Source organism: Microcoleus sp. AS-A8 (assembly GCA_039962225.1).
In the GTDB taxonomy this organism is placed as follows: domain Bacteria; phylum Cyanobacteriota; class Cyanobacteriia; order Cyanobacteriales; family Coleofasciculaceae; genus Allocoleopsis.
Genome location: JAMPKV010000005.1, coordinates 133,091 through 145,260, shown reverse-complemented (window position 1 = coordinate 145,260; position 12,170 = coordinate 133,091). Strand labels below are relative to the sequence as shown.

Sequence of the window (12,170 nt, the reverse complement as noted above, 5' to 3'; positions counted from 1 at the left end):
TAAGGGAGAACGAGAGGGGTAGGGAGGGAGCAAGATTTCTTTCCCTCATATTAGAGGGATTGAGGCGGGGGAATTTGACCTTTGCCAGAGGTCAAATGTAGGAGTGATAGAAACTTCCCAGAGAAGTCAATATTTAAGGTGACTGATGAACAAAGCTGAACAAGTTGCCGCTCTTTACATCTCTTCTAGTTCTTTACCTTTCGTTTCCTTAATTGAAAGTGCTACGAAAAAGATGGAGATGGCGGCTGCGATCGTATAAATACCGTAAGCAGAACCTAATCCGAAGCTTTTGAGTAGGGGAGGAAATGTAGTGGAGACCAGAAAATTGGCAATCCACTGGATTCCGGCAGCGACTGAAAGTGCAGCCGCTCGAATTTTGTTATTAAACATTTCTCCCAGCAGCACCCAGACGATTGGTCCCCAAGAGAAACCGAAGAAAACGACATAGAGGTTAGCTGCCAAAAGAGCGATGATTCCAGCCGAACCGGTTAGGGCAGGATTACCCGTAGCGGGGTCGATCGCGGCATTGCCAAAGGCAACTGCCAGCGTTCCCAGAGTAACGGTCATCCCGATCGACCCTATGAGCAGGAGAGGCTTGCGACCAAACTTGTCTACGGTAGCGATCGCGATCAAGGTTGTCACAATGTTGACAATACTTGTGATTACCGTAATCAATAGCGAATCTCTTTCTGAAAATCCAACTGACCGCCACAATATACTGCTGTAGTAAAAGATGACGTTGATACCAACAAACTGCTGGAGGATGGACAAACCCATTCCTACCCAGACAATCGGCAGCAAACCACCACTTCGGCTCAAAAGGTCAGAAAATTGAGGTTTACGTTCCGTGAGAACGGTCTGAGCAATCTCCTGGACTTTGGCGTCTACGTCACCCCCCACAACTTTGGCGAGAACGTTAGCAGCTTGTTGATGTCGTCCTTGAGCGACCAAATACCGAGGTGATTCGGGAATCGTCAAAGCGGCTATCCCATAGAGTATGGCGGGCGGGATTTCTGACCAAAACATCCAACGCCAAGCCGTAGCTCCAAACCAAAATTGTCCTTCAGCTGACCCCCCCGCTCCCAAAGCAATGAAGTAGTCGGACAGCAGTGCCACGAAAATACCCACTACAATCGCCATTTGTTGGAGAGAACCCAGCCTTCCCCGTAAGTGAGCGGGAGCCACCTCTGCAATATAGGCAGGTGCAATGACACTAGCCATCCCAACTGCAATTCCACCCAAGGCACGCCAGAACATGAAATCCCAGATGCCAAAAGGAATACCGGAACCAATGGCACTCAGGGAAAACAGAATCGAAGCAACAATCATTGTCTTAATACGTCCCTGCCGATCTGCGATCGGTCCCGCAATAAAGGCTCCAAGGGCAGAACCTAGCAATGCAGAGGATACGGCAAAGCCTGTCATTGCACTACTAGAGTTGAATGTCGCTTGCAGTGCTCCAACAGCACCATTGATCACGGCAGTATCAAAACCGAATAAAAAGCCACCGAGGGCAGCCGCACAAGCAATTAGAAAAACATAGGAAGTTTTGGGTTTAGCAGCAATATCATTTTTTTGAGTAAACATGATTTCATTCCTCAACGTTTGAGCCACATTCTTGGTTCGGTTTGGTTGCGCTTGAATTGAACTTGCGATCGCTTACGAACTACACACCTGTTTTGCGAACAGCACCAACCCAACCAAGCGCATTTCAAATGCATGGTTAGTCAAAAATAGATTTCAGTGAAATCCTATCTTGACAGCTAACCTAGCCGCCCCATCAGTCCTATCTTTGGATTAAAACCAATACGGAATACCACCCGCTCTTACAGTGGGCTAACTCAACCTTTTTCACGGAATTTCTATAGGTAGAGAGTATTTCTTATAGCATAGAAATTCTGGGCTATTAATCTCTCTGGCGACATAGAGTAAATGGAAAAGCCTGTTTATTCAAGAAATTGAATGTTTTTTAAACTTAATAAATTAGCTTTTATATGTAGCAATTATTTATTCTGAAAACGTTGTATATCGGCAGATATATGTTAAAGAGCAAATTTCAAAACATGGCTAAAATTATTAAATTTTGTTGATAAATCAGCTTCGGGCATCAATATCTGATATAAGTTTGCATCACTATTTGAGATTTAGTAATCCCAAGGATTAACCATGATTGAACTTCACCAATCTTCACCCTGTTGGGGATTACCAGATTTAAGTCCTTTTTGTATCAAATTACATACATATTTTCGGATTGCTAAGCTGCCCTATGAAGTGAGCAGTGAACTAAAATTTCAAGATGCACCTAAAGGGAAGACCCCGTTTATTCGATACAACAATAAACTGATTGGCGACTCGAATTTAATTATTGATTACCTGAATAAAACCTTAAAAATCAACCCGAATGAAAACTTAAGTCAGGAAGAAAAAGCTGTTTCCTTAGCCTTTATACGGCTAATAGAAGAAAATCTTTACTGGGGGCTAATTCATTACATTTATAAAGTAGAGGATAACTGGCTATCCTATAGAACGATTCTAGAAGAATTAATATTAAAGGAATTCCCAGAATCTCTTCGGAACCAGATTCTTGAAGAGTTGTACGACCAAATCCTAAAACAATTGTGGGGTCATGGTATGGGTCGTCATTCTGAGGCGGAAATCTATGAAATTTGCAAGCGTGATTTGTGCGCTTTGTCTGGTTTCTTGGGAAATAAGCCGTTTTTTATGGGGGAGAAAGCCACCACTCTCGATGCGGCTGCCTATGGTTTTCTCTCACGGTTGATGTATGATTCTTTGCAATCCCGCCTCAAAGAACAAGCGCTAAAACTGGATAATTTACAACTATTTTGTGAGCGAGTGAGGGCAGAATTTTACACACAGCAAGAGACAAAAGCCTGGAACGTTCAAATTGGCTCATAGGTCAGAGAGGAGCATCAACAATCACCCTCTATAAGAAGGGGGCGTTATTAACACCCCCTTCTCTTAACTGGAACTGTTGCAAATAAATGCTTGAGAAAACGGTATCGCTACTTAACAGGAGCACCCGATCGCACAGTTCCCCCTTCATCGGCGGCATCCGTTGATTTAGTTTCACCGGGTGTTTCAGGTTGAGCACCGCCAGAGTAAGGCCACTTCCAGTCACGAACTTCAGGCAGATCATCCCCGTACTTAGAGATGTAATGCACATGTTCGACTAACTTATCGTGGAGCTTCTGTTTTACATGCGCTCCGATATACTGAAGCCCGGGCACGCGATCAATTACATCCATTACCAGATGGAAGCGATCCACATCATTACGCACCACCATGTCAAAAGGCGTACTCGTCGTGCCTTCTTCCTTATATCCCCGCACATGCAGGTTCTTGTGGTTTGTCCGGCGGTAAGTCAGGCGGTGAATCAGCCAGGGGTAGCCATGATAGGCAAAGATGACCGGTTTATCGGGTGTAAAGATCGAGTCAAAGTCTTTATCGTTAAGACCATGAGGATGTTCCTTATCGGGTTGGAGTTTCATCAAGTCCACCACGTTCACGAACCGTACCTTAAGTTGAGGGAAGTGCTGGCGCAGTAAGTCAACCGCCGCCAAAGCTTCCAGGGTAGGAATATCTCCACAACAAGCCATCACGACATCGGGTTCACTGTTCTGGTCGTTGCTTGCCCATTCCCAAATACCGACACCTGCCGTGCAATGCTTGATAGCGGCATCCATATCCAGGAACTGCAATGCTGGTTGTTTTCCAGCGACGACGACGTTGACATAGTGGCGGCTACGCAGACAGTGGTCGGTTACAGACAACAGGGTGTTGGCATCAGGTGGCAGGTAAACCCTGATAATACTTGCCTTCTTGTTGACCACATGGTCGATGAAGCCGGGGTCTTGGTGGCTAAAGCCATTGTGGTCTTGCCGCCAAACGTGAGAGGTTAGCAGGTAGTTGAGAGAAGCGATCGGTCTGCGCCAGGGAATGTGACGGCAACTCTCAAGCCACTTGGCGTGCTGGTTGAACATCGAGTCAACGAGGTGAATAAACGCCTCGTAGCAGGAGAAGAAGCCATGACGGCCTGTGAGCAAATAGCCTTCCAGCCAACCCTGGCAGGTATGTTCGCTGAGCATTTCCAGCACCCGCCCGTCGGGAGAAAGATGATCGTCATAGGGGTAGGTTTCATCCATCCAGGCGCGATCCGTGGCTTCAAACACATCGCCCCAACGGTTGGACGCTGTCTCGTCTGGCCCGACGATCCGGAAGTTGCGGCTTTCCTGGTTGCGCTTCATCACATCCCGCAGGAATTGGCCCATGACGCGAGTGGCTTCTGCATAGGTAGTGCCGGGATTGGTCACCTCGACTGCATAATCCCGGAAGTCGGGCATCTTCAAGTCTCGCAGCAGAATACCGCCGTTGGCATGGGGGTTATCACCCATGCGACGATGCCCCTTGGGAGCCAGTTCTGCGAGTTCGTCAATTAACTTGCCATGGTCATCGAAGAGTTCTTCGGGTTTGTAACTCTTCATCCAGTCTTCAAGGAGTTTAATGTGGTCTGGCTTGCTTGCCAACTCAGCGAAGGGAACTTGGTGCGATCGCCAAAATCCCTCGGTTTTCTTGCCATCCACTTCCTTCGGCCCTGTCCAACCCTTGGGCGATCGCAAAATGATCATCGGCCACTGGGGACGCTTGGTAAACCCATTAGTACGGGCATCCTGCTGAATCGCTTTAATTTCCTCAATGGCAGTGTCCAGGGTAGCCGCCATCAATTGGTGCATGGCTTCGGGTTCTGAACCTTCTACGAAGTAGGGCTTGTAACCGTAGCCAACGAACAGGCTTTCTAACTCCTCATGACTAATCCGGGATAGGACAGTCGGGTTAGCAATTTTGTAGCCGTTCAGGTGCAGGATGGGCAGAACAGCCCCATCCGTGGCAGGGTTGAGGAACTTATTGGAGTGCCAAGCGGTAGCCAAGGGGCCGGTTTCAGCTTCCCCGTCACCCACCACGCAGCAGACTAATAGGTCAGGGTTATCGAAGGCAGCGCCATAAGCATGGGAAACGGCATAACCCAGTTCACCGCCTTCGTGGATTGAACCCGGAGTTTCAGGCGCAACGTGGCTGGGAATGCCACGAGGGAAGGAGAACTGCTTGAACAGTCGCTTCATCCCTCCCGCATCTTGAGAAACGTTGGGGTAGTACTCGCTATAGGTGCCTTCTAGGTACGTATTCGCAACTAGCCCCGGCCCCCCATGCCCTGGCCCTGCAATGTAGATGCTGTTTAAGTCGTATTTCTTAATGATGCGGTTGAAGTGGACGTAGATGAAGTTAAGTCCCGGAGTCGTGCCCCAATGTCCCAGCAACCTAGGCTTAACGTGTTCTAACTTCAGAGGTTCCTTAAGCAGTGGATTGTCTAATAAATAGATTTGTCCCACAGAAAGGTAGTTAGCTGCACGCCAGTAGGCGTTCATCTTGCGTAATTCTTCTGGAGAAAGAGAGCCTTGTTGTGCTCTGGGAGTGGTCGCTTGAATCATAACTTAATATCTGCCTTGTGAATTTTGCGATTTTGAAGCAGTTAGGTTAAATGTGATTGATTCAGTACGAGTCAAAAAATGACTATGACCTCTTGACCAATGACAAAGCGCTGCAATTGCTAACTTTCGCGTCAAAGGCTGAGGCTGTTTCGGGCTTAGCGAACACTACCTCCGCTCTAATGCTACGAAGGAGCTTGAAGATGTTTTGAATATCCTGTTGATGTCAGCCGTCATTGCTTTGACGCACTCACCTAGTTATTTTAGATATTCACAAACACATCGTATCTGCATTCTACAATTCATTTCTCTGTGAGAAGACAAGTACGTCTCTAGATAGATAGTTACCCAACCTAGAAACTAGGTCTTGTTTGTTTTGTAGGATTTTATTAAGAAAAAGAGAAGACGTGCGATCGCCTCTGAATCTGCTACGGGAGGCGATCGCACCTTGCACATCCTATCTAATACTTAGGTTAGGAAACTCTCTCCAATTTCCCAGCTTAATGTTGGTCTTTACACAGAAAGCTTCACTAATGCATCTTTCACGGCTGAAGGCAGTTGTCGCAAAATCTTGCCTTTCTCACCATCAACGGCCACTAATGTAACACGAGCTGTTAAGTAAAGTTCTTCTGCGTCTAGGGATTGAATCTGATAATCCCAGTTGATTCGCACACCTTCCATATCTGCCATACGGGTTCTAACAGCGGCTGCCATTCCCATCCGCAGGGAGCGGTGATAGCGTATGGAAAGTTCTACAACAGGTAACTCACATCCCAAGGCGACTAAGTCAGCATAATCGATGCCGATTGAGCGCAAGCATTCAACTCGTGCTTCTTCCATCCAGGCTAGGTAAGCGCCATGCCAGACAACACCCGAATAATCCGTGTGATGGGGTTGTACCCGCACCAGATATTCAAACCAGTTCTCCGTGGTGGCTGTTAGAGAATAGTTTTGGATCTCGGCGCTGGGTGGCAGTTGGGCTGAGGTTGGTGATTTTTCCGGCATTTGACCAATGATTTTAGTGTATTGAATACGGCAGGATGAATTGAGTGTGATCATCCACCTCTTGATCATGCAAAAGAGTTCACAACTGCTGCAACTCTCTTTTGCACTTTGGGGTGGTGCCCGTGGCAAGAATCAACTGATTCTTGCCAGTGCTGAAAAATTTATAATCTTTATAAGAGATTTTTATGTAAACTATCTCGATGCAGTTACTGGGGGTTGTTTAAAGCCAATCTGAAAAGCTCCGGTAATAATCTCGTTCCTTTTGTTTTAATTAAATTAGGTGTGTTTATTGTCTGCGAACGTCAGGCTTTAACTCCACTCCCACGAGGGGTTAGTTGTTTCGACTTGATGGAGTCTGATCCAGATGAACAGACGCTCAAAAAAGGAATAAACATTGAACATCCTGGAATTTTCTCTGTTCGTTTGGGTGGGAGCGTTTACAGCTGGCTTTTTAGGGTCACTCACTGGCTTAGGGGGTGGAGTGGTGATTGTGCCCCTCTTAACTTCAGTGTTTGGTGTTGATATTCGCTACGCTGTTGGCGCTTCCTTAGTCTCTGTCATTGCAACTTCTTCCGGAGCAGCATCGACCTATATTAAGAAGGGGTTTACCAATCTGCGACTGGGAATGTTTTTAGAAGTCGCGACAACAATTGGAGCCATAATCGGTGCATTGATTGCCACCTTTGTTTCGGTTAAAGCCCTCACCATTGTGTTGGCTATTGTCTTACTTTATTCCGCCTATCTGTCACAACAACCCCGAATTGAATCCCCGGATACGGAATCTTCTGACCCTTTAGTTGATCATCTCAGACTGAATGGAACTTATCCCACTGCCGATGGATTAATGTCTTATCAGGTTCATGCGGTTCCGGTTGGGTTTAGTGTGATGTTAGTCGCTGGGGTGCTTTCCGGATTACTGGGTATTGGTTCAGGCGCATTTAAGGTGCTGGCAATGGATCAGGCTATGCGTCTGCCCTTCAAAGTTTCCACTACTACTAGCAATTTTATGATAGGTGTAACAGCCGCGGCCTCAGCAGGAGTTTACCTGGCGCGGGGTTACATCGATCCAGGTTTGTCAATGCCGGTGATGTTAGGAGTACTACCTGGCGCTTTTTTGGGAGCCAGAGTTTTGGTAGGATCTCAAACTCAGATTTTGAGGACGATTTTCAGTTTTGTCCTCGTGGTAATGGCGTTCAAGATGGTTTACAACAGTCTAACTGGGGGGCAATAAAGAGTGTATCCATTAGGGAAGTTAGCGAATGAGGAACAAGTTGAGAGCGAGAGCAACCTTACCCCTCCATCTAGCGATTGCACGCCGCACAGTGCCAAGAGCGATCGCCATTTGGAGCAGTTTATCAGTAATTTACTCAAATACGGGGTTCTTCTCGCTAGCGTGATCGTTTTAGTGGGTGGCATTTTGTACTTAATTCGCCACGGTAATGAACCGGCTGACTATCGATTTTTTCAAGGAACGCCCTCTGAATTTTGTTCTCCAAAGGGTGTATTGACAGCGGTTTTGTCGGGGAGTCGGCGTGGTTTAATTCAACTCGGACTACTGATACTGATTGCCACACCGATCGCACGCGTCGTATTTTCCTTTTTGGCCTTCCTACGTCAACGAGATTTTACCTATATTATTGTCACCTTATGTGTACTCGTGGCGCTGATTTACAGCATGATAGGAGCCTATGTTTAGGATGTATCACGATGTTTACATCCTAAACATTTTTTTCAATTATTGAGAGTGCGTCCCCAGAGTCAACATCTGTTCAAAAGCTTTTGCAAGACGAGTTTGAAAACGTCGCTGATGCTTCAGTTTCAAAAAAGGACGCACGATTTCCAACGTCACAGCAGCACCATTTCTATGATCTTTAACTTTAATCGCACGTAGGGTATCAAGCTGGAGTTCTTTTTTGACCATCAATTCAGAAATGGCGGCTGCACCAACACTGCTTTCAATGATGGCTTTCACCATTTCGCCACTGTGCAAGACTAAAATCCTCTTCAAATCTGAGGGCGTAATTCCCCAATTTTGCAGGGCTTGCTCAAATCTTTGTTGAGTTCCAGAACCCGCTTCTCGCATCACCCAATCGGTGTGATAAAGTTCTGTGAGGGCAACCTCTCCCTGCTGAAACCAAGGGTGAGATGGGCCTACAATAATCACTAAGCGATCGCCCCCTACACTATCTTCTTCTAGAATATTTTTAACGGCTGGTTTAACCTCTCCTTCCACTAAGCCTAAATCAAACAATCCCGTCGCTGTTCCTTCACATATTTCTTCCGTGTTGGCGAGGGTACAATTCACCGAAATGCCAGGATATTGGTGCTTAAATTGGCTAATCTTCTCCGGTAACCAATAGTTACCAATGGTGAGACTCGAACCCAATTTTAATTCACCCCGCTGGAGGTTGTTTAATTCCCGTAACCCCCGCTCTGTCAAAGCGACTTGGTCGATAATTTTTTGGGCTTCTGCTTGTAATAATTTCCCAGCCTCAGTAATCTCAATGTGGCGACCAATACGGTGGAATAGCTTCACTTCATATTGATCTTCTAAGCATTGGATTGCCGCACTCACAGCAGGCTGGCTAATGTAAAGTGCTTCTGCGGCACGGGTAAAGTGCAAATATTCTACCACAACCAGAAAAACTCGGAGTTGGTCAAACGTCATCCCCGCCATTAATGGTATGTATCCCTCAAGCCAACAAATCAGATTTTACTTAAATTCTTAGTACCACTTTAGGGCTGACAAACGCAGCAATCGGGATTACAACTACCCTAAAGATCTCCAGGCTCCTTACCTGTGCTGTTTAAATAAGTCTCCATCCTATGGAACAGTCCTTTAAAGAAAGCTCTAACCCCAATTAGAAATATTGACAAATAGACTCCTCAGACCATTAGGGTGCCTGGAAACTGTCCATGCAGCTTATCATCAATTTTATTTATCCAATTAAAAAGAAAAAACGTTTGATTCCACGCAGTAGCAATTCTAACGTGAAGAGTAGCTTTTCATCTTATAGCTGAGTTCAACAGCAAAAGCCACTGAACTCAACGATTAAAGATACTTACAGCGCATGAGTTCCAAAACTCAAGGCACTCAACGTTACATCGAACTCATTTTAGGGAGAGCCTATCCATTTGAGTCGAACTCAGCAGTAATTCCCTATAACGCACCCATAACACTGCTCGCTCGACCGTGCAAGGAGATTCTAGAGGACTATGAGTACAAGGACTAAGACAAAGCAAAAACATCGGAGTACACATGGGTTAAAGCCCGCCTGTCTTCCTTTTGGGGAAGTATTAGCTCAATCTTTTGCCGTCATTGCACCCACAACCATCCCCGCCTCAAATTTGGGCTTGATTGTTGCCCTTGCAGGAAACGGTGCCTGGTTAAGTTTCGTGATTGGCATGATTGGGTTGGTGTTTGTGAGTATCAACATCAACCAGTTTGCAAGTCGCTCAGCTTCTCCAGGTTCGCTCTACTCTTATATTGTCAAAGGGTTGGGGCCAACGGCAGGTGTCATCTGCGGCTGGAGTTTGGTGCTGGCTTATCTGTTTACGGGAATGTCAGTTCTGTGTGGTTTTGCCAACTTTAGCAGTAGCTTAATCGGGCATCTAGGCATCCACCCCTCGACCATCACGTTGTTAGCGATAGGCGCAGGTATTTCCTGGTATGCCGCCTATAAAGATATCCAGCTTTCAGCGATGGCGATGCTGTGGATGGAGGGAGCCTCTTTAGTTCTCATCGCCGTCTTGGGAGGCATCATCTGGGCACACAAAGGCTTTGCCTTAGATATGTCCCAATTGACATTGCAAGATGTCACCCCAGGCAACGTGGCAATGGGGCTGGTTTTGGTCATGTTTGGTTTCTCTGGTTTTGAAAGCGCTACCTCTTTAGGTGATGAAGCAAAAAACCCCTTGAGGACAATTCCTAGAGCCGTCATGGGTAGTGTGATCCTAGCCGGTCTCTTCTTTATTTCCATGACCTACATTGAGATATTGGGTTTTAGCGGCACAGGAGTATCGATTACCACCACTGAAGAACCCCTGGGTTTTCTCGCACAGCAAGCCGGAGTGGGTTTTCTGGGAACCTTGGTTGCTTTCAGTGCCTTGTTTAGCTTTTTTGCTTGTGTCCTCGGCAGTATCAATCCAGCCGCTAGGGTGTTCTTCACGATGGCACGTCATGGCTTGTTTCACTCATCTTTGGGTTCAGCACATGCGGCTAACCGCACCCCTCATGTTGCCGTGACGATGTGTTCGCTGATTGCCTTTCTCATCCCCGCAGCGATGTCACTGTTTCACGTCAAACTGTTCGACTGTATGGGATATTTGGGTGCGATCGCGAGTTTCGGGTTTTTAACCGTCTATATCCTGATTTCAATTGCGGCTCCGGTTTACCTACGCCAAATTAAAAAACTGCATCTGCGAGATATCCTGTTCTCGGTTATGGCGATTGGGTTCATGATGATTCCCGTTTTGGGCAGTGTGGGAATTCCAGGAAGCAAGCTGTTCCCAGTTCCAGAACCCCCTTACGATGCGTTTCCTTACCTATTTTTGATGTACCTGCTCGTAACCTGTGGCTGGTTCATTTTACAAAGACTTCGTTCTCCAGAAATTGTGACATCCATGGAGCAGGGCGTTGAAGCCATACACGCCAGATTTGATAACAGGGAAGTGAAGGTTGAAACTGTTCCTGTGGGATTCGATGAATTTGAAGACCTTTAACTTCCTCGTCCAGAAATCATAAGTCCTTAAGCCACACTTAACCCCCAATCTAGGACTAATGACCCGTAAAACATGACTGAATTAAGAACCTTAGGACAGGACAGAAAGAAATGAACGACTTAGTCACTTCAATTCCCACCGGATTAGCTGCCTTCAGTGCCACCAACCTCGACGATATTGTCATCCTGTTACTGTTTTTTTCTCAGGTGAATTCGACATTTCGTAGACGACATATTGTTATTGGTCAGTATCTCGGATTCGCTGCATTAGTGGTAGCTAGCCTTCCCGGCTTTTTTGGTGGCTTAATCTTGCCACGCCACTGGATTGGACTTTTAGGCTTAGTGCCCATCGCTTTCGGACTGATGCGCTTACTGAACACAGAAAGCGATTCCGCTGAAGAGGATGAGGCAGAAATTGAACCATTAAATCAATCTTCATTCGCTAGCTTTCTGTCTCCCCAAGCTTACAGTGTTGCTGCTGTCACGATGGCTAATGGCAGTGACAATATTGGGATTTATGTCCCTTTGTTTGCCAGTAGTAGCTTCGAGAGTTTAGTGGGAATTTTGGGTATATTCTTTGTGCTGGTTGGAGTTTGGTGTTACGCCGCCTATAAATTAACTCACCAGAAAGCAATTGCTCACCTTTTAAGTCGCCATGGCAGCACTTTTGTTCCGTTCGTTTTAATCGGATTAGGTGTGTTTATTGTTTTGGAAAGTCAGGCGTTAACACCACTAGCCCTAGGATTAAGTTGTCTGTGTTTAACTGGTCTTTTCACTATTAACAGTCGCTTGGAAGAACTCGCCAAAAATTGAAGTTGGCTCTTGGTCAAACCTGAGCGTTTCCCTAGAATATGAGTAGTCCCAAAGACTGGAACCAGCGCTTTGGAGGTAAATATTGGCAGGGAATTTTTGTTCAACTGCAACTCTAAATTCTACCTTCCCA

9 protein-coding genes are annotated in these 12,170 nt (G+C 46.3%); 5 read left to right on the top strand and 4 right to left on the bottom strand.

What is annotated here, in order from left to right; genetic code table 11:
- Window positions 1-174: 174 nt before the first annotated feature.
- A complete protein-coding gene (locus NDI48_09750) occupies window positions 175-1,587 on the bottom strand; it encodes a sugar porter family MFS transporter (protein MEP0831492.1) in 1,413 nt (470 codons plus the stop codon).
- Between the two features lie 579 nt (window positions 1,588-2,166).
- Between NDI48_09750 and NDI48_09745 the strand changes: the two genes are divergently transcribed.
- Window positions 2,167-2,916 (top strand): glutathione S-transferase family protein, encoded by a 750-nt coding sequence (locus NDI48_09745; GenBank protein MEP0831491.1) that lies wholly within the window; start codon window positions 2,167-2,169, stop codon window positions 2,914-2,916.
- Window positions 2,917-3,023: 107 nt separating this feature from the next.
- Here NDI48_09745 and NDI48_09740 read toward each other — a convergent pair whose 3' ends face one another.
- Both NDI48_09740 and NDI48_09735 read right to left on the bottom strand, forming a co-directional pair.
- Window positions 3,024-5,504 carry a phosphoketolase family protein gene (locus NDI48_09740; GenBank protein ID MEP0831490.1) on the bottom strand — a complete coding sequence of 827 codons (2,481 nt, stop codon included), beginning with the start codon at window positions 5,502-5,504 and terminating at the stop codon, window positions 3,024-3,026.
- 510 nt (window positions 5,505-6,014) lie between these two features.
- Complete coding sequence (locus NDI48_09735) at window positions 6,015-6,506, bottom strand: acyl-CoA thioesterase (protein MEP0831489.1); 492 nt, start codon at window positions 6,504-6,506, stop codon at window positions 6,015-6,017.
- Window positions 6,507-6,900: 394 nt separating this feature from the next.
- On the opposite strand from NDI48_09735, the gene NDI48_09730 reads away from it, so the two are divergent.
- Complete coding sequence (locus NDI48_09730) at window positions 6,901-7,737, top strand: sulfite exporter TauE/SafE family protein (protein MEP0831488.1); 837 nt, start codon at window positions 6,901-6,903, stop codon at window positions 7,735-7,737.
- Between the two features lie 3 nt (window positions 7,738-7,740).
- A complete protein-coding gene (locus NDI48_09725; protein ID MEP0831487.1) occupies window positions 7,741-8,202 on the top strand; it encodes a DUF1634 domain-containing protein in 462 nt (153 codons plus the stop codon).
- 39 nt (window positions 8,203-8,241) lie between these two features.
- Here NDI48_09725 and NDI48_09720 read toward each other — a convergent pair whose 3' ends face one another.
- Window positions 8,242-9,183 (bottom strand): LysR family transcriptional regulator, encoded by a 942-nt coding sequence (locus NDI48_09720; protein MEP0831486.1) that lies wholly within the window; start codon window positions 9,181-9,183, stop codon window positions 8,242-8,244.
- A gap of 539 nt (window positions 9,184-9,722) precedes the next feature.
- Here NDI48_09720 and NDI48_09715 point away from each other — a divergent pair.
- Together NDI48_09715 and NDI48_09710 are read left to right on the top strand one after the other, a co-directional pair.
- The gene (locus tag NDI48_09715) at window positions 9,723-11,228 is read left to right on the top strand and encodes an APC family permease (protein ID MEP0831485.1); all 1,506 of its coding nucleotides are present in this window, start codon (window positions 9,723-9,725) and stop codon (window positions 11,226-11,228) included.
- A 110-nt stretch (window positions 11,229-11,338) separates the two neighbouring features.
- Window positions 11,339-12,040, top strand: coding sequence for a cadmium resistance transporter (locus NDI48_09710; protein ID MEP0831484.1), 702 nt, complete (start codon window positions 11,339-11,341; stop codon window positions 12,038-12,040).
- Window positions 12,041-12,170 lie beyond the last annotated feature (130 nt).